Consider the following 23,653-nt stretch of genomic DNA (forward strand, 5'->3'; position numbering starts at 1 on the left):
AATAAAGTCTTTGAAATTACCACTACTACTCCTTTTGTTCTTATTTACCGGGAACCTGGTTAAAGCGCAAGAGTTGATTATAAAAGGAGTAGTTTTTGAAAAAGGGACTAATTTAAGAGTAGCACTTGCCGAAATTACTAACCAGCGAACACAACTCGGTGTTGGCAGCAATGATCTGGGCTTCTTTCAAATAAGAGCCAATGTGGGTGATACCCTTCTAATTACGAAGAGAAATCTTAATGATCAGCAAATTGTAGTAAAAGGAAGCCAGGACATTCTGATTTACTTAGTCAGAAATAGCACCATGCTTGATGAAGTAACCATTGTTGGTAGTACAAAAAAACAAGATTTAGAAGATCTTAAACGAGATTTTAAAAATAAAGGTGTTTATAATGGCGGTAAATCTTCCGTTTTATCTTCGATTTTTAACCCACTGAATGGATTGTATAATTTAGTAGGAAAGGATCCGAAAAATGCCCGTCGATTTAACCGTTATGCAGATAATGAATTAAAGCAGACACAAATTGATCAATACTTTAATGGCACCATTATTCAGAAGAATACTGATTTAAGGGGAAAAGATCTGGAAACCTTCATGCTAAATTACCGCCCTGATTTTGAAAAAGCACAACACTGGAATGTTTATGATTACATCAAATACATTAAAGAATCTGCAAAAAAGTTCGAAGAGACACCTATAAAGGCAAATGATTTAAATCCAATTAAATAGATAAAGCTTCACAGGCTTTCTCGGCGGCTAGCTTCTCAGCGTTTTTCTTATTATAATCTCTGCCTGTACCGAACTTCTCCCCTTCAACCAATGCGCTAATGGTAAAAAGCTTAGCACTTTCACCTTCGCCATTCTGAACCAGTTCGAACATCACATCCTTGCCATGGCGCTGACACCATTCGATGAGTTTACTTTTAAAATTGGTTTCGGTAAGCTCTAAAGTATGAATATCAATATGCGGCTTAACAATCCTCCGTAGTAAGAATTCTTTCGTAAAGTTATAACCCTTATCAATATAAATGGCTCCGATAATGGCTTCAAAAGCATCACCTAACATAGAGTTATGTTTAGTTTGAATACTTACAGACCTTTGATCGAATTGAATCATCTTATCAAAACCAATCTTTTTAGCCAACTGGTTAAGATTTGCACGATTTACAATTTTGGAGCGCATTTCGGTTAGAAAACCTTCTTCCTTGTAAGGATAATGTTTAAAAAGCAATTCTGCAATTACTGAACCCAATACCGCATCACCGAGAAATTCCAGACGTTCGTTGCTGCTTCTGCTTCCATTTTTAAGAACTTTTGCTACAGAACGATGCCTGAACGCCATTTTATAAAGCGTTACATTGCCCGGCACAAAGCCTAAAATATTTCTCAGCTTTTTAACAAACTCCTTTTCGGGAGAAAGATAAAGTTTATATAATTTAAATATCGGCATTAAACAAATAACACAATTAACGGCAAATGAGCATATTGAACTAAGTTATCTATTTTTAGTTAGCATACAAAATTATATAGCAACGCTGCTTTAATTAATCTTCGTATTTTTTGAAAATAACGGAAGCATTGTGACCACCAAAACCAAAAGTATTACTTAATGCCGCTCTAACTTCACGTTTTTGAGCTTTATTGAAAGTAAAATTTAATTTCGGATCAAAAGCAGGATCATCTGTAAAGTGATTAATTGTTGGAGGAACAATATCATTTTTCACAGCAAGAATTGCAGCAATAGCTTCTATAGCACCCGCAGCACCTAAAAGATGGCCTGTCATTGATTTGGTGGAACTAATATTTAAGCGATAAGCATCTTCACCAAATAAGGTTCCGATGGCTTTGGTTTCACTAATATCACCAAGTGGTGTAGAAGTACCATGAACATTGATATAATCTATATCCGCGGTTGTCATTCCTGCATCTTTCAGTGCATTGGTCATTACCATCCTGGCACCTAAACCTTCGGGATGTGGCGCCGTGATGTGATTAGCATCAGCACTCATTCCTCCACCTACAAGTTCTGCATAAATTTTTGCACCTCTTGCTTTGGCATGTTCCAGTTCTTCCAAAATAATTGTACCTGCACCCTCTCCTGCAACAAATCCATCACGGTCTTTATCGAACGGACGGGAAGCTGTAGCCGGATCATCATTACGTGTAGATAATGCATGCATGGCATTAAAACCACCCATTCCTGCTTCATTGATAATGGCTTCAGAACCACCACTGATAATTACATCAGCCATACCCAAACGGATATAGTTAAATGCATCAATCATTGCATTGGTTGAAGAAGCACATGCTGAAACAGTTGCAAAATTTGGCCCACGTAAGCCATATTTGATAGAGATATGCCCTGGAGCAATATCAATAATCATCTTAGGAATAAAAAATGGATTGTATCTTGGCGTACCATCTCCCTTGGCGAAATTTGATATTTCATCAAGAAAAGTTTTCAATCCACCTATGCCAGCACCCCAGATTACGCCGATTCTGTTGGTATCTAATTTTTCAAAATCAAAACCACCGTCCTTCACTGCCTCATCTGTAGCTACTAAAGCATATTGTACAAACGGATCAAGTTTGCGGGCTTCCTTTTTCTCCAAAAAATCTTCAGGATTAAAGTTTTTCACCTCACATGCGAATTTAGTTTTGAACTTTTCAGTATCAAAACCTTTAATAGGAGCAGCGCCACTCACCCCGTTAGTCAATCCTTCCCAAAACTCGGGAACATTATTGCCTATAGGAGTGAGCGCACCCAACCCTGTTACTACTACTCTTTTTAATTCCATTTATACTGAAAAAGCGTAATTCTATTTAACGTTTTTTTCCAAATAAGCAATTGCTTGACCAACTGTACCGATGGTTTCAGCCTGATCATCAGGAATAGCTACATTAAATTCTTTTTCAAATTCCATAATCAATTCTACGGTATCTAAAGAATCTGCACCCAAATCGTTGGTGAATGAAGCCTCTGGCGTAACTTCGCTTTCGTCAACACCTAGTTTTTCTACGATAATAGCCTTAACTCTTGAAGCAATATCAGACATAATTTTATAATTTAATGGTTAAATAATTCTGTGCAAAGAAAAATAAATTCTTACAATTTTCAAATGTTTTTATTTCACTGCCGTAATTTGGCTCTGAAATAACAAGCGAATATAGAATTAGTTTTTTAATTTCGTTCTGTAAATAATTTATTTCGATTTGAACAGAACTTACCTGAAATTAACCTTAGACCTTGATTTTATACTCATTGCGATTACAGCACCCCTGAAAGACTACGTACTATGCCACAAAATTAATACGCGTTTGAATACTCAATTTGAAAAAATTGAGGACCATGAAATATTTTTTAACGTCGATGAACCAGCCTGGTCTTTCTCTAAATATTACTTTTTTGTTGAGCAAGGCGAGATAGAATACTATCTAATCAGCAACAGAAGCAGCGACGGACTGCTCGTTCCGGAGATGGGAAATGTTGATTTTTTTATCATCATAAAAGAATTTATTGATCAGGAAGATTTGAATTATTTAATAAACGGACTTAACAAACTGCCTGATATTCAGGTGGCTGCAAAAATAGACCCAACCAAACTCAAGAGTAAAGAGAATTTGGTAATATAAAAATTATATACTTGGTGTATTAAATACACTATATTTGATGGTTATAAACGACGAAACAAAAAACAAAATATATAAAACTTAATGCAGTTTAATTATTTTTGATAATAATTAGCGCTACAATTAACTGCATTGTTAAAATCAATTAATTAAATGAAACCTTTTCATTCGAGAACTAAAATTGTTGCCACCCTTGGGCCTGCATCAGCAAAACCAGATGTATTATATAGTATGTTTAACGCTGGTTTGGATGTTTGCCGTCTAAATTTTTCACATGGATCGCAAGCAGATCACCAGGCGGTACTAGATACTATCAAAGATCTAAACAAAAAATATGACTATAATGTTGGTATCCTTGCCGATTTACAAGGTCCAAAAATTCGTATTGGTTTAGTAAAAGAAGGTGGTATTAATCTTATTAACGGTAAAACTACTGTTATTACTACTAACGAATGTATTGGCAATGAGGAGCGTATTTACATTACTTACCAAAGTTTTCCTCAGGATGTACAGGCTGGCGAAATTATCCTTTTGGATGATGGCAAGCTGCAAATGAAAGTTATTTCTACCAATTTAAAAGATGAAGTAGTTTGCGAAATTGTTCATGGAGGTATTTTAACTTCAAGAAAAGGCGTAAACCTTCCTAATACAAAAGTTTCCATTCCATCATTAACTCCAGAAGATCGGGAGAATTTAGAATTTGTTCTGGAAAACGATGTGGAGTGGATTGGTTTATCATTTGTTCGTAAAGCAGATGATATTATCGAGCTTAAAAAAATCATTGCTGAACGTGGTAAAACAGCCCGTGTAATTGCTAAAATTGAGAAACCAGAAGCGATTGCCAATATCGACGAAATTATTGCTGTTTCTGATGGTATTATGGTTGCACGTGGTGATTTAGGTGTGGAATGTCCGATGGAAGAAGTTCCATTATTACAGAAAATGATTGTTGCTAAATGTAGAGCGGCTTCTAAACCTGTAATTGTGGCTACACAGATGTTAGAAAGCATGATCACTACTCCTCGCCCTACGCGTGCGGAAGTAAATGATGTGGCTAACTCGGTTTTGGATGGTGCTGATGCGGTGATGTTAAGTGGGGAAACTTCGGTTGGAGAATTTCCATTAATCGTAATCGAAACGATGCAGAAAATTATTCAAAACATCGAACAAAACAATTATCCTTTTAATCCGGATAAGTTTTTAAAACCAAAATCTCCATCTTTCTTAAGTGACGCGATTTGCGATTCAGCTTGTTTCTTAGCTAAACAAACTAATGCTGTTGGAATTGTATCAATGACTTTAAGCGGTTACACTGCATTTGAAATTTCAAGCCACAGACCAGAAGCATTAACATTCATTTTTACTAGTAACAGATCTTTGTTAAACGCAGTAAGCTTACTTTGGGGTGTTAGGGGTTTCTACTACGATAAGTGGGAAAGTACAGACAATACCATCATTGAGGTTAATGAATTCTTAAAAAGCAAGAAACTGGTTAAACAAGGTGATATTATTATTAATACTGCCGCAATTCCAATTGATGCAAAGGGCAAAACGAACATGTTAAAAATCACTGTGATTGATTAATTGATCACCAATAAATATAGATTAAACGCCTTGTTTTGCAAGGCGTTTTTTTTGCCTCTGATTTTAAGGTTTATTTTAGCTTATAAAGTTTAAGGCCCATGCAGATGAGCTTTTCATTTAATAAGCTAAAATAATAGTGATTTTGATTCTTAAAATATTGATGTAAATGTCAATAAAAACTATATTTTTGCAATCCACTACAGGAGAGGTGTCAGAGTGGTCGATCGAGCACGCTTGGAAAGCGTGTGTACTGCAAGGTACCGCGGGTTCGAATCCCGCCCTCTCCGCATTACACAGTCAGTTTTTTATCTGGCAAATCGTTGTTTAGAAATTATATACAATAGCAATCAATGAGTTATGAAAATATGACTAAAAAAATGGTTTGTTATGCGAATAAACGAGATTTAGTTTCTATGTTTGCATCCTCGAAAGAGAATAAATTCTAAATAAAACAGCAAAAACGGAGTGGTAGTTCAGCTGGTTAGAATGCCTGCCTGTCACGCAGGAGGTCGCGGGTTCGAGTCCCGTCCATTCCGCAGAAACACAAAAAGTAACCATCTAAATGCTTGATATTTAGATGGTTACTTTTTTTTTTAAAATCCTGTACTTTTCAATTTCTATTCAAAGGATTATTTTGTAATTTTTTTAAAATCAACTACTTACATATTGATCGGGTTTCGAGTCCCGTTCATTATTCTAATTTACTTTGATAAGTCTTTTTTATTTTGTTCCTCAACCTGCCTAAAGGTTATATCCACTATGATCTGGGCGATCAACTCGATTAGTTTCTCTTCTGTGCCAGTGAGGGAAGATTTGTGATTTTCGGACTTATTCTTCCTTTTAGCTCTGCATTTTTTCATTGGCGCTATTCAATACTCAATATCGATCTTGAATATTTAAAACGCATGAGCAAAGCCTTCCGCTACATCTGGATAATCTTCGGATATTGTAATTACCATACTGTAGACATTACTAAAACGGTATCAAGTGAGGCGATGACGAAGTCGAATACAAAATAGAGCTCGTATCTGCCGCATAAAATTAATTACCTCTGCCCTGCCAAACTTGATCTTCATAGAACGTCTTGGTATTTTGCATTCACCCGTTTAATGCGCTATAATTTTATTTGCAGTTAACAAATATGATTGCTAACTTCGATTTATTAACATTTATGTTAACTGAAATCTTGTTATGAACTTTGGTGATAGTAAAGTGAAAATTTTCATATATGCAAATGACCATCCACCTCCACACTGTCATGTAATAATAAATAAGGTGGAAACGAGAGTTATTCTGCCAACTCTAGAGATTTTGAGCGGGCCTAAATTAACTAAAGAGGCACTTGATCTACTTCTAGAAAAACTGGATGATTTATGTGACACTTTTGATCATTATAATCCGAAAAAACATTTAGAATAAAATGGAGAACTGGAATACTTTAGAGTATCAGAAAATAATTAACGCTCAACTTAACGAGAAAACCGTTGACGTTACTTTTTACAATGGTGACCGAATTAGTCTACTTCATTCAAATTTATTTCCTTCAAGAGAAGAAGAAGCTATTAGTCAATTGACTTTCGACGATTATACAATTACATTAATCGGTAAAAATCGGCATGTGATCCCTTGGGATAAAATTCGGATAGTTACTGATTCGAATTTTGCAAATGCAATGGCTAGAAAAGCAGAGGAATCAGCGAAATCCATTGGAATTAAAATCAAGTCATTACGCGAAAACAAAAATATAAAGTCGTCAGATTTAGCGTCAAGAGCAGGTTTAACTGCGCAAACTATAAGTAGAATCGAAAACGGTCATACCGACCTTAGTTTTGCCACATTAAGAAAAATTCTAGCTGCGATGGGCTATGGGTTGAAAGACTTAGCAACGCTTGAAGTCTCACCCCAGTCGGAATTAAGTTTAATGGATTTAAGTTCCCGAATGTCGAAAATTGGCGTGGGTTTCCCTATACTAAAGAAAATAATTCCTAAGGATATTATTGAAAGAATATCCGATACTAAGTCGCCTTTGCCGATTCTCCTCTTAAAGGAAATAATTACTTATTTAAGCCGGGTCTTCAAGCTTGAAAATAGTGGAGGCTTTTACGCGGAGGATTTATTTTTATCTCCTGCACCAGCAGATTTAGCCTATTTCAAAACGCCTAAACGAGGCAACCTAAGTCAATTGAGGGCATATTCGCATTATGCGTATTACTTAGCCGAAGTTGTTAGTAGCAGTAATAATAGTCAACCAAAATTTGAATATCCAGGAGATGTAAATGAATTTAAAGAAGTTTTCTTCAATAATTATTCTGAGTTAAATTTAGAGTATTTGCTTGATTATGTTTGGGACCTCGGAATCGCAGTTGTCCCATTGAATGATCCCGGAATATTTCATGGTGCCTCCTGGAACATCCGAGACAAACACGTCATTGTTTTGAAACAGAAATCACAATCACATGCCAGGTGGATATTCGATCTGCTACACGAAGTTTATCATGTTTTTGTTCATCTAGAAGAGGCAGGTACCAGCATACTTGAACTTTCTGAGATGGATCCATATGACAACAATGAGTCACAGGAAGAAAGAGAAGCTAACAGTTTTGCGAATCAGGTAGTTTTTGGACAAAACTCAGAGCGCGTGGTTAGAGAAGTGTTAGAGACTGCTAATTACCAAATTGAATTTTTTAAAAAAGCTGTTTTAACAGTAAGTGAGAAACACTCAATAAACCCTGAATTTTTAGCTAATAATCTAGCGTTTAGATTACAAAACAATCACACTAACTGGTGGGCAACTGCTAAGAGCTTTGAACGTCACGAGGATGCTCCCTTTGTAGTAGCGGCTAGAAAATTGAAGGAGAAAATATCTCTAACCGCTATGAATATCACAGACAGAAATATATTAACTTCAGCACTCCAATAAAACACAGAAGATGAATAAACGAAAAAAATTTTTGAGAGTTGTTCCCGAAGATATAAATGTCGATGATCTTAAAATTGAAGACATTGTTTGTGGTACAACAAAATGTGAAGACGGTTTTCATTGCTACAGCCAAAAGAAGTCAACAATTAGAAAACATGGAAAAGAAAGGGTATGCAGAGAATGTGGTGTTGATTTGATTGACTGGGAACGTGTACATAAAAATGATATTAATGATTCCAATTTTACCTTTCAGCAGTTAGAAACAGAAATAATTCGACATGTCTTTTGGCACACGCCCATGGAAAACGAAGCTATTTTAGACGCACTCAAAAAAGGTAAGGCAGGCGTTCGAACTCATGCGCACAAGCTCATCACTCAAAGAATCGGTAAGTATAACTCCTTTATGGATGGTCGACAAACTCCAATGGGGGAAGAGATCATAGTCAACTATGCGCAACACGCTACTGCGACGTGCTGCAGAAAGTGTCTTGAAGCATGGCATAACATACCTATGGAAGAAAATTTAACCGACGCTCAAAAAGAATTTTGTGTTTCTCTGGTAATGAAATATGTTGAGGAACGTGTTCCTCAAATCTCTGACGAATCTTTAAGCGAAGATGAGGCTGTAAAAATTCTTGAAAATGAATATAATTGATACTGATGACATTTCAGAAAAGCTTAGATTAAAAGGAATTGACACCTCTAATCAAAAAATATCAATTACCAATTTTTCCGGGTCGGATCAAGAAAAAGATCTAACTGAACCCGCTAACTGCGATGGCTTTGGGAGAATTAGACATTTCAAAATGAAAAATTCAAGCGATTGGCCTGCGAACCCATTGCCAATTGTTCCGGCTTTACACAAGTTAGGTAAAGATAAAGCCAATGAAATTAGTGCTCAAGTTTTTCAGAACTCAATATGCAACTGGAGGTGCTGGTATTGCTTCGTTGATTTTAAGCTGTTAAGCGGGTCGAAAAAATATTCATCATTTCTACACTGCGATGAATTGGTCGATATGTATCTATCCAATGAAGACCGGCCTTCAATGATAGACTTATCTGGTGGACAGCCAGATTTGACTCCTGAGTGGATTCCATGGATGATGGCAGCTTTACAAAAAAAAGGCTTGGAGAAGGAGGTGTTCCTTTGGTCAGATGATAACCTTAGTAATGACTTCTTTTGGAAGTATTTAAGTGATGAACAGATATCAGACATTGAATCCTACGAAATGTACTCTAAAGTATGTTGTTTCAAAGGTGTTGATGAAATTTCATTCGAAGTAAATACTCAAGCTGATGGAAGCTTGTTTCATCGCCAATTAGAGTTGTTTCAACGCTTTGCAGCAACAAATATAGATATGTATGCTTATATAACTCTGACTGCGGACAAGCGAACTCAACCTGAGACCTCAATTCCAAAGTTCCTTGATCGAATACAAAAAATAAAAAATGAGTTTCCTCTTCGAATTGTCCCTCTAAAAATATTTACATTCACTCCGATGAAAGATAGAACATCTGTTGACCAGACTGAGTTACTATTAGGACAAGAAAAGGCAATAGAAATCTGGCAAAAAGAAATTGATCGTAGGTTTACACATGAACAAAAACAAACTCCGATTTATATGATCTAAATTCCCTCCTATGCACCATGAATACGTTAAATCCATAGTACTTAAGCTTTGTCGGCAGCCAAGGACATTTGAATATATCAGCAATAATTTATCTGGTTTGGAGCCCACTGAAACGATAAAATTTCTGGAATCGCTGGAGGCAGAAAACGTAATTCAGCATATCGATGACTTTTGGGTGATAAAAAAAATACCCATATCCACAACTTTGAGTTTGTACCAAGAAGAGGCAAAGCACTATCTTCAACAGTACATGGGCTATTTCGATTTTCTTAAAACACCTCATCCATTAGATTTCGAGTGGAGAAACACTACCAAAAGCTTAAATAACTTAATAACCAAGGCAATTCAGTTGACCGGGCCAAACGACAATATCTTATTCCTTGGCATGCCTACACTATTTGCAACTGCCATAGAAAGAGATATACCCAATATGGTTACTCTGATTGAAAGAAACGAACCAATAGTTGCAGGTCTAAAGAGGTTGGTGATCGAAAAAAAGCGATTCAAGATTCTTCAAGAGGATATCTTCACCATAGAACCTAACAAAATAGGTATTCAATCCCTGGTTGTTATGGATCCGCCATGGTATACACCTCATTTTAAACAATTTATGTGGTTGGCGGCAAAGAGTATTAAAATCGGAGGAACTGTCGCTATCAGTATTCCACCAATTAATACAAGACCCTCAATAATGGAGGAAAGGATAGAGTGGTTTTCATATTGCCTAAAGCTGGGGTTATGCATTGAAACTTTACAGCCCAACCAGCTTCAATATTCTATGCCTTTCTTTGAGTTTAATGCGTTCAGAGCAGCAGGAGTAACGGACATTCTTCCTTTTTGGAGAAAAGGGGATTTTGTGATTTTTAAAAAGCTGATTGATACCAACGAGGAAAGGCCAGCTTTATTGTTAAATCAAGAAAATTGGACAGAAATAAATATAGAAGGGGTCAGATTGCGAGTAAAAAAAGATCCTAAATCCGTTGATACAACCGAAAATCTTAAAATTGAATCTATCGTACACGGTGATATATTGCCCACCATTAGTTCAAGAGATGAAAGGCGAAGAGAAGCAAATATATGGACATCAGGAAATAGAATTTTTTGGACGAACGACACTTATAAATTTCTAAGTATTTACGACGCTGCTCAAGCTGGAAAAGAGTCATTATTTGAAGCGAGTGAATTGGAAACAGTTAATGGGTTTCTTCAAATGATTACCAACTTAGAGAAAAAGGAATTTAACGACTTTATTGATTGGCTCTATTATGAAATGGAAAGAGAAACTACTCATTGATCTTATTTCTTCTGCATCAGCACTAGAAATCCCCCAATCTATTCTTGATGATATTGCGAACGCGTCCGTGAATGTACACCTGGCCATCTTCTCCGAACCTTTTGTATCATTGCTTTTTTCTGGTGACAAAACAATTGAGTCGCGCTTTTCAGTCAACAAAATCACCCCTTATGGAAAGGTGCTACCAAATGACATAGTTCTTATAAAAAATTCAGGTGGAGATATCTGTGGTTTATTCAGAGTTTCATTGGTAAATTATTATTCAAATCTGAAGATCGAAAAAATCAGTGAACTAAACGCCAATTGGGGAAAACAAATTCAATGGGATAAAGACCCAGATTTTTTAAACCAAAAAAAAAGTGCTAAATTTCTCACCTTACTATGGATTTCAGAACTCGTGGCTTTTTCTGGAATTAAATCTGAAAAGAAAGATAGAACATCATGGGTTGTAATCAGATCAACTTTAAATGGAACTCTATTCAGTTAACATGATAATATGAAAAACGTCATCTGTATTATAGGGCAAATTAGTTCGGGGAAATCTTATCTTGCAAGCGAAATAAGTAAAAAATTAGATATTCCTATTGTCTCGTTTGGCAAGTACCTTGTAAATTACTCTAGAGAAAATAATCTCTCTACTGAGAGGGCAGATTTGCAGGATCTGGGTGAAAAATTCATAAAACAAGATGCTGAAAAATTCCTTCAAAATGTCATTCAATATTCTGCTCCAGTTGAAGACAAAATTATTATTGAAGGTGTCCGTCATCTTTCCATTCAAAATGCAATAGTAAATTCTTTCAATAGCCATTACTTCATTTTCTGTGATACACCAGATGCAATCCGTTATGAGAGATTCATCTTTAGAAATAAAGAAAGTGATTCTATTAAAACTATGGAATCTTTCGACAATGCGAATGCCCACAAGGTTGAACAGGAGATTCCATTATTGAAAGATAGATGCAATTTTCATCTAACGGTGACGGACGAAAGCAGAAGCCAGCTTTATAAAGAATTATCACATTTATAGCAGGGATGTGACTCAATCATTGATTGACTTAAAAAATCTTGCATTACGGATTTGTTCGATAATTACCCGTTCACTATTTTTTTAGAACACAAATTTAGATTTTGGGTCCTCGCTTTTTTAATTTCTTAACAGATTTTGATGACCCATGCTCTCTGGCTGAAGGATAGAGTAAATCGCCATTTAATTCATTATCAGTTAATTGAATTTTTCCAAGGTCGTTTAAAAGCAATAAAAGAGGAGCTAAGGGTTCGATTGTAGCCCCGTCCATTCCGCAACAAAAGCCTTAACTTTAAAAAGTTGAGGCTTTTTTGGTTTTACAGCCTTATGTAAGATTGCACCCAATTAAAATATGCTAAAAAATCTTTAAACAAATACAATTCACCCCCCGTTACAACCTGTTGCAGGTACTCCTTTTACAAATGCAACCATATGCGCAGAATAACTGGATTGAAGATTTTCATAATAATTAATTTAAGATAAAGCTTATTTTAGATTTACATCAAAAACTAAAACAAGCTTATTTGGATCGCTACTTCTACCACGGTTTGAAGCACAAACAAACTTGTTAATCAATATTTGCTGATGTATCTAAACCCCTCGTCACTCATTATTAGTTAAATAATGGCATATTAGTTGCGAACCCAATTCATCATCAACATTGTTTACATGCGCATCCCTCGTTTGATAATTAGCCTATTCCTATTTTTCATGATCAATACATTAACAGCAGCAGGGCAGGAACTGCCTCAAGAAACCTATTATCCTTGGAAAAGTAAATCGGGCCTCTTTGGGTATAGCAATCCGGATGGGAAACTGAAAATTGATCCGCAATTTGATGAGGCCAACTGTTTTATTAACCAATTTGCTATTGTTGAGAAAAACAACAAAAAAGGCGTAATAGACCATACTGGAGTATTAAAATTAGGTTTTGAATACGAAAAACTAGAACTCTCAGCCTGGGGGAATGAAACCATTGCCATTACCTGTAAAAGCTATAATGCATGGTGGAAATTTCATAAATGGAGCTTTTTCCCAGGTTTTTCAGTGATGGGCGGCACAAAAGATAAAAGAATAGTCGACACCAAAGTAACTAAAATTAACTGGAAGGTCATTCTCCTAAATACCAATCAAACCATAATCGATTCAGACCATAACCCTAATCAATATCCTTTTCAAGCATCTGAAATCTACAAATTTCAGGATAAAATATTAATTAACGATCGGTTGTTTAGCAACACTAATGGACAAATAAAGCAAATTACCTCAGGAATAATCACTATCCTCACTGATAGCACCTTGTTGCAAAAAAGAGGTGATAATTATCGAATCTTAGATAAAAATCTAAAGCCAACCAACAATGTCAGCTTTAGAGTTCCTGCTCAAGTTACCGTTGAAATAAATGGAAAGAAAGAGGAATTAAAAACAGAAACCGTAGACGCAGGTACCAAGGTAAAACTCAATTTCATGGAGGATCAGCAGCAGCATATTTTTGCCTATCGTGATCTAAGCAAGACCTTTCCAAAAAAAATAGATGAATACTTTAATCAGGAAACCGATGCAGAAACCATCATCAGCCAGGCGCAACTAATTTATTCAGTACCCAACACAGCCTATTTTATTATCAGAAGTTTTCTCAATAATAAAACAGGATTTTATATCCTCCACCAAAATGGCACCTGGGAAAGCGACAGAAGGAAAACGAAAGATTTTTTGATCAGAGCTAACAGTGGCAGGGTATTGTATCCCGATGCGAATGTAATGGGAATTGAGGGCGCATTACCTAAAGGCTTCCATGTAAATTGGATTGAACCAACCCAGATCAATAAGTCATGGTTTAAGGTTACCGCAACTCATAAAACTGATTCCGTTTCCCTATCGGGTATTTTTGATATTGCCTCCCGGAAGTGGATTTTACCCTTAAAATACACCAGCCTCGAAAAACTCTACTCCTACCCTAACTTGTGGCGTTTCGAACTTGGGAGCGAAACCGATTATAGAATGAAAAAATACGGATTAATTGATCTCATCACCACTAAGATTACTGTTAACCCGCAATACAACAGCTTAAATGAAAATGCTAAGGCAGGTACTTTTAATGGTGAGAAATGGGATTACTTTTACATCAATCCGTTTAACGGAAAAGAATATAGGGCGGATGCTTTAAGTGAGTAACTATTTTCATTCCAGATCCTCGCAAACAAATACCTGCTAATGGTTAATTAACGCTCACCTGACAAACATTTAGTTTTTCGCTACGTTGATATTTAAGAAATTAAATACACTATATGATGTCAATATTAAAAGATAAAGTGGCCATTGTTTCAGGAGCAGGTTCAGGAATTGGTCGTGCGATTGCAATAACTTATGCGAATGAAGGTGCTAAAGTTATTGTTGCTGATATTAATGAAGCTCATGCTGATGAAACAGTCAAATTGATTCAGGAAAATGGTGGAGATGCTTTTGCCGTAAAAGCAGATTCATCAATAGCTACAGAAAACAAAAAACTGGTCGAAATTAGCGTTGAAAAATATGGCAAACTTGATATTGCCTGCAATAACGCAGGAATTGGCGGTCCGGCCAAACCTACAGGCGAATATGAGCCAGAAGAATGGGATAAAGTAATTGCACTTAATTTAAATGGTGTGTTTTACGCCTGCCGTTATCAGCTTGAACAAATGGAAAAAAATGGTGGAGGTTCGATCATCAATATTGCTTCTGTGCATGGGCAGGTAGCGGCGCCAAATAGCCCCGCATATACGGCCTCAAAACATGCTGTTGTTGGTTTAACTAAAAATATAGCTGCTGAATATGCTACGAAAAACATCAGGTGTAATGCTGTTGGCCCTGGCTATATAGAAACGCCACTTCTTTCGGCAAACCTGGATCAAAAAACGCAGGATGCCATCGCTGCCAAAAGCCCGATCAACAGACTTGGTACACCTCAGGAAATAGCAGATTTGGTGGCCTTTTTAAGTTCAGATAAATCGTCTTTTACTACTGGAAGTTATATCATTGCTGATGGTGGTTATACTGCGATTTAAACTTATGATGCATCAGAAAGAGTGTGTATTATTTAGGTGAAAGTTACCCATCGATGTAATACAGACTCTTTTTTTCTTAACCAAGTCTATCTTTTTGTATCAGCATTAATACTTAGCGATTAACAAAACAGTGCTAATTTTATCAGCGGAGACTAACTAAGATGATGGACAAATATTGGCTTACCATAACTGCTTGTGCAATGGTATTTACAGCCAGCGCGCAGCAAAAGGCACTTACCGCTCAAGACTATCAAAAAGCTGAAAGTTTTATGGGCTACAATACCGCAAAATTTATTGACAATACAATTTCACCTCCCAATTGGCTGGATGGTGATCAATTCTGGTACACCAAAAAAACGGCTAAAGGATTAGAAACCTATTTGGTAGATCCTGCAAAAAAAACCAAAACGTTAACCAAAGCCTATGGCGATGTTGATGCTCCACCAGCTGGCCGAAGAAGGAGCGGTGGCAATGAAGTCATTTCTCCAGATGGTAAAAAAGCAATCCTGATTAAAGAATATAACCTTTATGTAAAAGATGTTGCCAGTGGAAAACTTACACAACTCACCACAGATGGAATTAAAGATTACGGATACGCCACTGATAACGCAGGTTGGAAACATAGCAATGCACCAATTCTCAGATGGTCGCCAGATTCTAAAAAGATAGCTACCTTTCAACAAGATCAGCGAAACTCAAGGGATATGTATCTGGTTACCACCAATGTTGGTGCCCCAAAGCTGGAAGCATGGAAATACCCATTACCTGGCGACAAACAAATTCCCACCATCAGGCGGGTGGTAATTGATGTGGAAACCCCAAAGGTTGTTTCTTTAAATATCCCGGCAGATCCACACCGTGCAACCTTAAGTGATGACATTTCCAGCAGTGGAACTTTTGATGATATCGACTGGAAAGCTGATGGTACAGAAGTGGCATTCGTTTCTACGTCACGAGATCATAAAAACGAGAAATTTCGCATTGCAAATACCAAAACAGGTGCGGTTAGAGAGGTTTTTGAAGAGACTGTAAAAACCCAATTCGAATCTGGGCGTGGCGCCATTAACTGGAGATATTTACCAGAATCTAAAGAAATTATCTGGTACTCTGAACGCGATAACTGGGGACATTTATACCTTTATGATGCTACAACAGGTAAAGTAAAAAACCAAATAACCAAAGGTGAATGGGTAGTGAGCCGCATTATTAACGTTGATGCAAAAAACCGTACCATCTATTTCATGGCAAACGGATTAGATAAGATTAATCCTTATTTCGGCCATTTCTATAAGATTGATTTTGATGGAAAAAACCTAACAGATTTAACGCCTGAACCTGGAAACCACACGATAAGTTTATCGCCATCTGGAAAATATTTCGTTGATAACTATTCTCAGCCAGATGTACCAGCAAGTAGTGCTTTCCGAGACCTCAATGGGAAACTGATTACTCCAATAGAGAAAACTGACGTATCCAGATTAGTGGCAACAGGTTGGAAAGCACCCATCCCTGTTTCGGTAAAAGCGGGCGATCATAAAACTGATATCTATGGTTTAGTGTTTACACCTACGAAAATGGATGCAGGTAAAAAATATCCGGTAATTGATTACATTTATCCTGGCCCGCAAGGTGGAAGTGTGGGCAATTGGGGATTTGTCGCATCACGCGGAGACCATCAGGCATTGGCAGAATTAGGTTTTATTGTGGTTTTAATCGAAGGTACCAGCAACCCTGGGCGTTCGAAAAGTTTCCATGACATGAGCTATGGCAACATGTCTACCAATACGCTTGAAGATCAGATTGCAGCCATTAAACAATTGGCTACGAAATACCCGATTGACACCGCTAAAGTTGGCATCTGGGGGCATTCTGGTGGTGGTTTTGCAACCGCAACCGCCATGTTCCGTTATCCAGACTTCTTTAAAGTAGGAATCTCTGAATCAGGGAATCACGACAATAGAAATTACGAGGACGATTGGGGCGAACGTTATAACGGCTTGGCAGAAAATGTTGATTATGAAGCGCAAGCGAATCAAAATTATGCAAAAAATTTAAAAGGGAAATTAATGCTTGTTCATGGAATGATGGATGATAATGTGCCCCCTTACAATACACTATTGGTGGTAGAGGCTTTAGAAAAAGCGAACAAATCATTTGATTTAGTGATCTTCCCGAACAGTGCACATGGTTATGGTCCCTATTCTGCATATATGATGAGACGCAGATGGGATTATTTTGTGCATCATCTTTTAGGTGCAGAACCGCCAAAAGATTATAAAATGCAAGGCACAGAAATAAGATAAAGTAGAAGGCTTCGGGATATCGAAGCCTTTTTTATTACTTAGCTGAAAACCAATTCTCAGGTTATGAGTTTATTTGGTGAACATTAAGGAAAACCAACATGGGAAAAACAAGAAGTGCAAATCATGTAATCATTACAGGAACAACCGGAATGGTTGGTGAAGGCGTATTAATTCGCTGCCTAAATAGTCCTGAAATCGACAGCATTTTAGTGATTAACAGGAAACCTTGTGGTTATGTGCATCAAAAACTCAAAGAAATTATCCACCAGGATTTTTTCAATTTTGCTCCTATCGAAAATCAGCTTAGTGGTTACAATGCCTGCTTCTTTTGTTTAGGGATTACATCTGTTGGTGCAGATAAAGATGTTTATTTTAAGATGACTTACACTTTAACCATGCATGTTGCAGAAACTTTGAGCAGATTAAATAAAAGCATGACTTTTTGTTATGTCTCTGGTGGTGGCACCAACCCAAATGGCAAATTGAGCTGGCAAAAAGTTAAAGGCAGAACCGAAAATGAACTGATGGAGTTACCTTTTGAGCAGGTTTTTAATCTTCGCCCCGATTTTATTAAACCGATTAAAGAACAAAAGTACGCACATAAATTTTATAAATTTATTAACTGGCTATTTCCACTTGGAAGAGCAATTTCTAAAAATGGATTTTGCACCATGCAGGAACTTGGAGATGCCATGATTAATGTGCTTAGCCATAATAACGAAAGAAAAGTTTTGGAGGGAAGTGATATTATTAAGCTAGCCAACGAACCCGCTTAAACAAAAATGGATGATAGCTTTTGTAAACCATCATCCATTTTAAATAAAATCAATTATTTTTTATTGTCAACTTTACGCTGATTATCTTTGTTCGAAGTCTGATCAGAACGCTGACCGCCGCCATTTGTAATACCTTGAATTTTCTTATCGGTTTTAACGTCGTGATTTGCTCTGTCTGCAATGGAACTTCCCTGAACAGTTGAATTGTTTTTTGGTGTGCCCGAATCTTTCATAACTATAAAATTTAGTGAATAATATTTGCTGAGCGTTATTATATTAACCAATAATCAATCATTAGGTTTTTATTTTTTTAGGGATGTTTATTTCCACAGTCTCCATTGCTGAAAAGCTTAATTAAATAAACAGGCCTTTCCTTCAATAAAACTTTAGTGTTAAATCAATTAATGGATTGGTTTTTGTTATTGGGTTTTGATTATTAATTTAGCACATCAACAAAACACATTTGTGAAAAAAAACTTACTATTCCTTGCTATTTGCAGCATGATTACCTTTTCTGTAAATGCACAGAAGCAATCCTATCTAGAAATGTTAGCCAATCAACCTAAGTGGGTAGATTCTGTTTTTAACAAGTTAAATCGTCGGGAGCGCATTGCACAAATGTTTTTCGTACGTGCACATACCAATTTAGGGCAAAAGTACACTGACTCAGTTGGCCAGGTAATTAAAAGAGAACAATTGGGTGGTGTAATCTTTTTTCAGGGCGGCCCGGTGAGACAAGCAATCGCCACCAATGCTTATCAAAAGCTAAGCCATGTGCCATTAATTGTGGCTAACGATGGAGAATGGGGTTTGGGAATGCGCCTGGACAGTACCATATCTTTTCCTTATCAAATGACATTGGGTGCCATTCAAAATAAAGATTTAATTTATAGAATGGGGCAGGAAGTTGCTAAAGATTTTAAACGCATGGGGATGCAAATGAACCTGGCTCCTGATGCTGACATTAACAACAACCCTAAAAACCCGGTCATTAATTATCGTTCTTTTGGGGAAAATAAATACAATGTAGCCACTAAAACTGGTGCTTATATGAAAGGCATGCAGGATGCAGGCTTACTCACTACCCTTAAACACTTTCCAGGCCACGGGGATACCGATGTGGATTCGCATTACGATTTGCCGCAGCTCACTTTCGGACCAACGCGTTTAGATACGCTGGAAATGTATCCATTTAAAGAGCTTATTAAGCAAGGTGCATCAGGCATTATGATCGCGCACATGAATATTCCATCGTTAGATACTACTAAAAACCTACCTTCTACCCTATCTAAGCCAATTGTAACCGGCATTTTAAAACAGAAGCTGGGTTTTAAAGGCTTGATTATTTCTGATGCGATGGACATGAAAGGTGTAGTGAAGTATTTTAAAAATGGCGAGGCAGATTTACTGGGCATCTTAGCAGGAAACGATATCCTGGAGCTTTCAGAAAATAGCGACAGGGCCATTAAACTGGTTCGTAAAGCTGTGCGTCATGGTGGAATTGACATGAAAACCATTGATGAAAGTGTGCGAAAAATCTTAACTGCTAAATATTGGGTAGGTTTGGCAAAACGCGATACTGTGGTTACCAAAGGCCTTATTGCCGGCGTAAATCGGAATACCAGTAATGCCTTAGTGCAAGAACTTGCAAATGCATCTGTTACACTGATTAAGGGTAAAGATTATATTAAAAATATGATTCCAATCAGAAGAACTGCCATTATTAGTATCGGCGTTCCTTCGGTAACTAAATTCCAGAAAGAGATATCTAAAGGATTTTACAATTCTGTTTATTACGTTTTGGATAAGGATGCCAGTGCAACAAAAATTTCTAACATTGCCCGCGAAATTGGTGCTTTTGATCAGGTAATTGTCGGTATTCACGATTCTCGTGCCAGACCTGCAAATAATATTCCCTTAAATGCAGGTGTTAAAAATTTCATTAAAGAATTATCAGGTAAAAATACTGTATTTGCACTCTTTGCCAATCCATATAACCTGGCAGGTTTACCCGGCTTAGAAAAAAGTAAAGGTTTGGTAGTAGCTTATCAAAAAGAAGATTACATGCAAATCTCTGCGGCAGCAGTAATTAATAATAGGCTAGTGCCAACGGGGAAATTGCCGGTAAGCATATTGCCTAATTATAAGTTTGGTGATGGGTTGTAAATTTGTTGTTCGTTCATATTAGATGTTCGGTCACTTTTGCCTTCGGGTTGATTACATAGCTGGATGAATTACAAAGATTTTGAAATTATTGAATAAATCGACGATCGCCTTTCGCTTTTGGCTTTTGGCTTTACACTTTTGCCTTACTGAAGTATTTTTAGTGTTCAGGCAAAAAGCTAAAACAATTTCTTTCTTAAAGTCATTACCTAATTATAAAACATTAAGACTATGATAGACCCAAAAGATAATTATTCGGAAGACCCGAACGATGCATTGCGCAGAGAAGACGATGTGGATAACATCAATGAGATTGCTGGCGATGATGCCAATATAGCATACGATAAAGATAAATTAGAACAGGCTGATGAAGCATCCAGACCATCTTACGAATTAAATGTAGATGATTTGAAAGCTGATGAAGAGAATTAAAATAAAGCCGCAGATTTCCAGATCTAAAATCTGCTAATCTGCGGCTTTTGCTTTAGTCTTTTACCTTTCAGGTTATTTAGCCTTCGGTTTATAAGTTTCGGGATTAACAGCAGCAACTGTCCAGCCTTTTAAAAAAGAATTAATCTTTTTTACATCGTGGCCAACTTTCTTTTTACCATTTGCCCCTAATTCATCCGTTTCCAGATAGGATGAGTTTTCAATGTGCAGCACTTTTCCTTTTCCATCCAGCACTACAAAAACGGGATAACCAAACCGGTTCGGAAAACCTAAATATTTCATAGCCTCATCATTGTGATGATCTTTATCCCAATTCACCAGAACATATTCATAATTTTCAGCGATGGTTTGTTTCAGCAAAGCAGTTGTATCTACCAATTGGTGGAAAGCAATACACCAGGTACACCAATTTCCGCCTACCTGAACCAATACGTGCTTGTTCGCTTTTGCCGCTTTTGCTGTTGCTGTTTTTAAATCGGCCATTGCATTTGCTTCTGGGTTATAGATGTGCACACCCTCGGTTTTTGCCTGGCTAAAAGCAGCTGTAGATATAAATACCGCAGCCAATAAAATGAGTAACCTTTTCATATTCGTTAAATAATAACGCAAAATACTAAAGCCGACTAATTTAATAGATTAATCGCAATTTCTTTACAATAGGAATCTTTTATACAAAGTCTATCTTTGAAACATCAAATGGATTTTTTAGACCTACATACGCACAAGACTGCACAACAAAGTGGTTCAAATAGCATTCAAAGTCTGTCGCTAACCAGCGATCTCTTTCTGGCAATGCCAAAAACGAAGTCTATTTCCGTTGGACTTCACCCCTGGTATGCCACGCTGGATCAACTGGAATTGCAGATGAAATATCTAAGCGTTTTAGCCAGTCAGCCGAATGTTAAACTCATAGGTGAATGTGGCTTGGATAAGTTAAGAGGGGAGAAACTAGAAAATCAAATCATTATTCTGGAAGCCCAAATTAGATTGGCAGAAAAATTAAACAAACCATTGATTTTGCACTGCGTTAAAGCTTTTTCAGAATTGATGGAGATAAAAAACAGGCTAAAAGTAACTGTTCCGATGATTATCCATGGATTTAATAAAAACGAAGTTTTAGGCCAACAGCTTTTAGATAAAGGCTTCTTACTTTCATTTGGCACTGAAATTTTGAAAGAAAATGCTGGTGCGGTAAAGCTCCTTCAGCAGATCGATACTTTCTTCTTAGAAACTGATGATTCGGAAACTCCCATCGAAGAAATTTACAATACTGCTGCAAAATTAAAAAACCGTACAGTTGATGAAATTAAAGCATGTATTTTTACCAACTGGAAAAAATTAAATTTACTATAAAAGTAGCCATGGAAACACAGAAACCACAAAAAAACATTCTGTGACCGCTGTGATTCCGAGGCAAAATATAATTGAATATGTCTGATACTACCTGGCTTTCACGTTCGGCCCTTTTAATTGGGAATGAAGGAATTGATATACTGCAATCGAAACACGTTTTAATAATTGGTTTAGGTGGCGTTGGTTCTTTTGCGGCAGAGTTTATTTGTCGTAGTGGAGTTGGCGAAATGACCATCGTGGATGGAGATGTGGTTGATCCAACCAACCGAAACAGGCAGTTGCCCGCTCTAGCTACCAATCACGGTGTAAGTAAAGCTGAAATTATGCAGGAGCGTTTGCTTGCCATTAATCCAGAATTGAAACTTCATGTGGTAAATACCTTTCTTACGCCAGAGAAGTGCCGTGAAATATTGGAATCGAAATTCGATTACATTATGGATTGTATTGACAGCGTAATGCCAAAGATTACGCTACTTTCTACTGCTTTAGAAAAAAACATTCCAATCATAAGTTCCATGGGTGCCGGCGGAAAAATGGATCCAACCCGATTGAGGATTGCCATGTTACCTGATACTTACCAATGTGTTTTCGCCAGTTATGTTCGGAAGCGATTAAATAAATTAGCTAATGTTGGTAAGATAAAAGCCGTATTTTCTACCGAAGAAATGGACAAAAATTCCATGATTATGACGGATGGCAGCAATTTCAAACGATCGGCTTACGGCACTGTTTCTTATTTGCCTGCAGCTTTTGGGGGTGCCTGCGCATCAGTTGTAATACGCGATTTACTTGGCTTAAAAATAGAAATGGCAGAAAGGCCTGCTAGAATCAGCCATAAAACTTTAGCAAAGAAGAAGAAAGGTTAAAAAAACCACCCCGCCCTGCGGGCACCTTTCCAAAGGAGGAAAATTACAAAGTGCAGAGTCAAAATGATGAAAAATGGATCAATCTAATCTTAGGCCGGCAAATCTGGGCACGCAGCATTCCCCTCTTCCAGAGGGGTGCCCGAAGGGCGGGGTGTTAAAAGTTAGAAATGACAAACCAGATTTTTACCTCATCAATGGAACAAAAATCAATAATCAGCCTATTATAGAACTTCCATATAACGCTAATCTCAGGCAAAGAGCCAAAGCCTTACGTTATGCAGAAAACCTCTCGGAAGTTTTATTTTGGATGCAGGTAACTAAAAAACGTTTCCATAAAATAGATTTCGACAGACAGCGTATTATTGGAAATTATATAGTTGATTTTTACATCAAGAAATTGGGACTGATTATAGAAATTGATGGAGCCAGCCATGATGATAAAGAAATTTACGATAAAATTAGAGAAGAATATTTCATATCCTTAGGCTTAAAGGTTTACAGAATATCTGTTGACGATGTAATGAAAAATATGGATTTTGTATTGATGGGGTTAGAAGAGTATATTATCGAGCAGTATGGATGATTTAAGTTTCAGAAAAAAACCACCCCGCCCT

Annotated in this window: 24 protein-coding genes and 2 tRNA genes; 21 read left to right on the forward strand and 5 right to left on the reverse strand. The window is 36.9% G+C overall.

Features of this window, described 5'->3' with window-relative positions; genetic code table 11:
• The first annotated feature begins 10 nt into the window (after window positions 1-10).
• Window positions 11-730, forward strand: a complete 720-nt coding sequence (locus tag SOM16_RS02570) for a hypothetical protein (protein WP_320462420.1) — start codon at window positions 11-13, stop codon at window positions 728-730.
• Here the strand turns inward: SOM16_RS02570 and rnc are convergent.
• The 3 genes from rnc to SOM16_RS02585 form a co-directional block, all read right to left on the reverse strand.
• Window positions 723-1,451 carry a ribonuclease III gene (gene rnc, locus SOM16_RS02575; RefSeq protein ID WP_320462421.1) on the reverse strand — a complete coding sequence of 243 codons (729 nt, stop codon included), beginning with the start codon at window positions 1,449-1,451 and terminating at the stop codon, window positions 723-725. The genes SOM16_RS02570 and rnc overlap by 8 nt on opposite strands.
• A gap of 94 nt (window positions 1,452-1,545) precedes the next feature.
• Window positions 1,546-2,799 carry a beta-ketoacyl-ACP synthase II gene (gene fabF, locus SOM16_RS02580; RefSeq protein WP_320462422.1) on the reverse strand — a complete coding sequence of 418 codons (1,254 nt, stop codon included), beginning with the start codon at window positions 2,797-2,799 and terminating at the stop codon, window positions 1,546-1,548.
• Between the two features lie 21 nt (window positions 2,800-2,820).
• Entirely contained in the window at window positions 2,821-3,057 is a 237-nt protein-coding gene (locus tag SOM16_RS02585; RefSeq protein WP_008508386.1) for an acyl carrier protein, read from the reverse strand.
• 157 nt (window positions 3,058-3,214) lie between these two features.
• Between SOM16_RS02585 and SOM16_RS02590 the strand changes: the two genes are divergently transcribed.
• The 15 genes from SOM16_RS02590 to SOM16_RS02655 all read left to right on the forward strand — a co-directional run bounded on the left by SOM16_RS02590 (window position 3,215) and on the right by SOM16_RS02655 (window position 18,207).
• The gene (locus tag SOM16_RS02590; RefSeq protein WP_320462423.1) at window positions 3,215-3,634 is read left to right on the forward strand and encodes an IPExxxVDY family protein; all 420 of its coding nucleotides are present in this window, start codon (window positions 3,215-3,217) and stop codon (window positions 3,632-3,634) included.
• 150 nt (window positions 3,635-3,784) lie between these two features.
• Window positions 3,785-5,215, forward strand: coding sequence for a pyruvate kinase (gene pyk, locus SOM16_RS02595; RefSeq protein WP_320462424.1), 1,431 nt, complete (start codon window positions 3,785-3,787; stop codon window positions 5,213-5,215).
• Window positions 5,216-5,417: 202 nt separating this feature from the next.
• A tRNA-Ser gene (locus tag SOM16_RS02600) sits at window positions 5,418-5,502 on the forward strand.
• Window positions 5,503-5,677: 175 nt separating this feature from the next.
• Window positions 5,678-5,751, forward strand: a tRNA-Asp gene (locus SOM16_RS02605).
• Between the two features lie 655 nt (window positions 5,752-6,406).
• A complete protein-coding gene (locus SOM16_RS23205) occupies window positions 6,407-6,634 on the forward strand; it encodes a DUF4160 domain-containing protein (protein ID WP_414692241.1) in 228 nt (75 codons plus the stop codon).
• A gap of 1 nt (window position 6,635) precedes the next feature.
• A complete protein-coding gene (locus SOM16_RS02610) occupies window positions 6,636-8,135 on the forward strand; it encodes a helix-turn-helix transcriptional regulator (RefSeq protein WP_320462425.1) in 1,500 nt (499 codons plus the stop codon).
• A gap of 10 nt (window positions 8,136-8,145) precedes the next feature.
• A complete protein-coding gene (locus tag SOM16_RS02615) occupies window positions 8,146-8,790 on the forward strand; it encodes a DUF4186 family protein (protein ID WP_320462426.1) in 645 nt (214 codons plus the stop codon).
• Window positions 8,777-9,766 carry a radical SAM protein gene (locus SOM16_RS02620; RefSeq protein WP_320462427.1) on the forward strand — a complete coding sequence of 330 codons (990 nt, stop codon included), beginning with the start codon at window positions 8,777-8,779 and terminating at the stop codon, window positions 9,764-9,766. The genes SOM16_RS02615 and SOM16_RS02620 overlap by 14 nt, the downstream gene beginning before the upstream one ends.
• 10 nt (window positions 9,767-9,776) lie before the next feature.
• Window positions 9,777-11,060, forward strand: a complete 1,284-nt coding sequence (locus tag SOM16_RS02625) for a hypothetical protein (RefSeq protein WP_320462428.1) — start codon at window positions 9,777-9,779, stop codon at window positions 11,058-11,060.
• Entirely contained in the window at window positions 11,032-11,547 is a 516-nt protein-coding gene (locus tag SOM16_RS02630; RefSeq protein ID WP_320462429.1) for a hypothetical protein, read from the forward strand. Before SOM16_RS02625 ends, SOM16_RS02630 begins: the two co-directional genes overlap by 29 nt.
• Before the next feature lie 9 nt (window positions 11,548-11,556).
• Window positions 11,557-12,087: an AAA family ATPase gene (locus tag SOM16_RS02635; protein WP_320462430.1), complete on the forward strand. Its 531-nt coding sequence runs from the start codon at window positions 11,557-11,559 to the stop codon at window positions 12,085-12,087.
• Window positions 12,088-12,795: 708 nt separating this feature from the next.
• Window positions 12,796-14,259 carry a WG repeat-containing protein gene (locus SOM16_RS02640; protein WP_320462431.1) on the forward strand — a complete coding sequence of 488 codons (1,464 nt, stop codon included), beginning with the start codon at window positions 12,796-12,798 and terminating at the stop codon, window positions 14,257-14,259.
• 113 nt (window positions 14,260-14,372) lie between these two features.
• Window positions 14,373-15,128 (forward strand): glucose 1-dehydrogenase, encoded by a 756-nt coding sequence (locus SOM16_RS02645; protein WP_320462432.1) that lies wholly within the window; start codon window positions 14,373-14,375, stop codon window positions 15,126-15,128.
• 161 nt (window positions 15,129-15,289) lie between these two features.
• Window positions 15,290-17,431, forward strand: coding sequence for a S9 family peptidase (locus SOM16_RS02650; protein ID WP_320462433.1), 2,142 nt, complete (start codon window positions 15,290-15,292; stop codon window positions 17,429-17,431).
• Window positions 17,432-17,529: 98 nt separating this feature from the next.
• Window positions 17,530-18,207 (forward strand): epimerase, encoded by a 678-nt coding sequence (locus SOM16_RS02655; RefSeq protein ID WP_320462434.1) that lies wholly within the window; start codon window positions 17,530-17,532, stop codon window positions 18,205-18,207.
• 53 nt (window positions 18,208-18,260) lie between these two features.
• Here the strand turns inward: SOM16_RS02655 and SOM16_RS02660 are convergent, their stop codons facing one another.
• Entirely contained in the window at window positions 18,261-18,440 is a 180-nt protein-coding gene (locus tag SOM16_RS02660; protein WP_320462435.1) for a hypothetical protein, read from the reverse strand.
• Between the two features lie 268 nt (window positions 18,441-18,708).
• Here SOM16_RS02660 and SOM16_RS02665 point away from each other — a divergent pair, with 268 nt between their 5' ends.
• On the forward strand, window positions 18,709-20,373 hold the full coding sequence (locus tag SOM16_RS02665; RefSeq protein WP_414692245.1) for a glycoside hydrolase family 3 protein: 1,665 nt from the start codon (window positions 18,709-18,711) through the stop codon (window positions 20,371-20,373).
• Between the two features lie 228 nt (window positions 20,374-20,601).
• Complete coding sequence (locus tag SOM16_RS02670; RefSeq protein WP_320462437.1) at window positions 20,602-20,802, forward strand: hypothetical protein; 201 nt, start codon at window positions 20,602-20,604, stop codon at window positions 20,800-20,802.
• A 72-nt stretch (window positions 20,803-20,874) separates the two neighbouring features.
• On the opposite strand, the gene SOM16_RS02675 is transcribed toward SOM16_RS02670, so the two are convergent.
• A complete protein-coding gene (locus SOM16_RS02675) occupies window positions 20,875-21,408 on the reverse strand; it encodes a thioredoxin family protein (RefSeq protein WP_320462438.1) in 534 nt (177 codons plus the stop codon).
• 108 nt (window positions 21,409-21,516) lie between these two features.
• Between SOM16_RS02675 and SOM16_RS02680 the strand changes: the two genes are divergently transcribed.
• The 3 genes from SOM16_RS02680 to SOM16_RS02690 all read left to right on the forward strand — a co-directional run bounded on the left by SOM16_RS02680 (window position 21,517) and on the right by SOM16_RS02690 (window position 23,622).
• The gene (locus SOM16_RS02680) at window positions 21,517-22,173 is read left to right on the forward strand and encodes a TatD family hydrolase (RefSeq protein ID WP_320462439.1); all 657 of its coding nucleotides are present in this window, start codon (window positions 21,517-21,519) and stop codon (window positions 22,171-22,173) included.
• 77 nt (window positions 22,174-22,250) lie between these two features.
• Window positions 22,251-23,039: a tRNA threonylcarbamoyladenosine dehydratase gene (locus SOM16_RS02685; RefSeq protein ID WP_320462440.1), complete on the forward strand. Its 789-nt coding sequence runs from the start codon at window positions 22,251-22,253 to the stop codon at window positions 23,037-23,039.
• 73 nt (window positions 23,040-23,112) lie between these two features.
• A complete protein-coding gene (locus SOM16_RS02690; protein WP_320462441.1) occupies window positions 23,113-23,622 on the forward strand; it encodes an endonuclease domain-containing protein in 510 nt (169 codons plus the stop codon).
• Window positions 23,623-23,653 lie beyond the last annotated feature (31 nt).

Source organism: Pedobacter sp. CFBP9032 (assembly GCF_034045265.1).
In the GTDB taxonomy this organism is placed as follows: Bacteria; Bacteroidota; Bacteroidia; order Sphingobacteriales; family Sphingobacteriaceae; genus Pedobacter.

What these genes read in the sequence shown, in the direction of transcription:
- SOM16_RS02680 (WP_320462439.1), top strand. Translation starts at nt 21,517, where the DNA reads ATGGATTTTTTAGACCTACATACGCACAAGACTGCACAACAAAGTGGT.
- SOM16_RS23205 (WP_414692241.1), top strand. Translation starts at nt 6,407, where the DNA reads ATGAACTTTGGTGATAGTAAAGTGAAAATTTTCATATATGCAAATGAC.
- SOM16_RS02645 (WP_320462432.1), top strand. Translation starts at nt 14,373, where the DNA reads ATGATGTCAATATTAAAAGATAAAGTGGCCATTGTTTCAGGAGCAGGT.
- SOM16_RS02660 (WP_320462435.1), bottom strand. Translation starts at nt 18,440, where the DNA reads ATGAAAGATTCGGGCACACCAAAAAACAATTCAACTGTTCAGGGAAGT.
- SOM16_RS02585 (WP_008508386.1), bottom strand. Translation starts at nt 3,057, where the DNA reads ATGTCTGATATTGCTTCAAGAGTTAAGGCTATTATCGTAGAAAAACTA.
- SOM16_RS02625 (WP_320462428.1), top strand. Translation starts at nt 9,777, where the DNA reads ATGCACCATGAATACGTTAAATCCATAGTACTTAAGCTTTGTCGGCAG.
- SOM16_RS02610 (WP_320462425.1), top strand. Translation starts at nt 6,636, where the DNA reads ATGGAGAACTGGAATACTTTAGAGTATCAGAAAATAATTAACGCTCAA.
- SOM16_RS02685 (WP_320462440.1), top strand. Translation starts at nt 22,251, where the DNA reads ATGTCTGATACTACCTGGCTTTCACGTTCGGCCCTTTTAATTGGGAAT.
- SOM16_RS02630 (WP_320462429.1), top strand. Translation starts at nt 11,032, where the DNA reads ATGAAATGGAAAGAGAAACTACTCATTGATCTTATTTCTTCTGCATCA.
- SOM16_RS02615 (WP_320462426.1), top strand. Translation starts at nt 8,146, where the DNA reads ATGAATAAACGAAAAAAATTTTTGAGAGTTGTTCCCGAAGATATAAAT.
- SOM16_RS02650 (WP_320462433.1), top strand. Translation starts at nt 15,290, where the DNA reads ATGATGGACAAATATTGGCTTACCATAACTGCTTGTGCAATGGTATTT.
- SOM16_RS02690 (WP_320462441.1), top strand. Translation starts at nt 23,113, where the DNA reads ATGGATCAATCTAATCTTAGGCCGGCAAATCTGGGCACGCAGCATTCC.
- SOM16_RS02635 (WP_320462430.1), top strand. Translation starts at nt 11,557, where the DNA reads ATGAAAAACGTCATCTGTATTATAGGGCAAATTAGTTCGGGGAAATCT.
- SOM16_RS02675 (WP_320462438.1), bottom strand. Translation starts at nt 21,408, where the DNA reads ATGAAAAGGTTACTCATTTTATTGGCTGCGGTATTTATATCTACAGCT.
- SOM16_RS02665 (WP_414692245.1), top strand. Translation starts at nt 18,709, where the DNA reads ATGATTACCTTTTCTGTAAATGCACAGAAGCAATCCTATCTAGAAATG.
- SOM16_RS02640 (WP_320462431.1), top strand. Translation starts at nt 12,796, where the DNA reads ATGATCAATACATTAACAGCAGCAGGGCAGGAACTGCCTCAAGAAACC.
- rnc (WP_320462421.1), bottom strand. Translation starts at nt 1,451, where the DNA reads ATGCCGATATTTAAATTATATAAACTTTATCTTTCTCCCGAAAAGGAG.
- SOM16_RS02670 (WP_320462437.1), top strand. Translation starts at nt 20,602, where the DNA reads ATGATAGACCCAAAAGATAATTATTCGGAAGACCCGAACGATGCATTG.
- SOM16_RS02655 (WP_320462434.1), top strand. Translation starts at nt 17,530, where the DNA reads ATGGGAAAAACAAGAAGTGCAAATCATGTAATCATTACAGGAACAACC.
- SOM16_RS02620 (WP_320462427.1), top strand. Translation starts at nt 8,777, where the DNA reads ATGAATATAATTGATACTGATGACATTTCAGAAAAGCTTAGATTAAAA.
- fabF (WP_320462422.1), bottom strand. Translation starts at nt 2,799, where the DNA reads ATGGAATTAAAAAGAGTAGTAGTAACAGGGTTGGGTGCGCTCACTCCT.
- pyk (WP_320462424.1), top strand. Translation starts at nt 3,785, where the DNA reads ATGAAACCTTTTCATTCGAGAACTAAAATTGTTGCCACCCTTGGGCCT.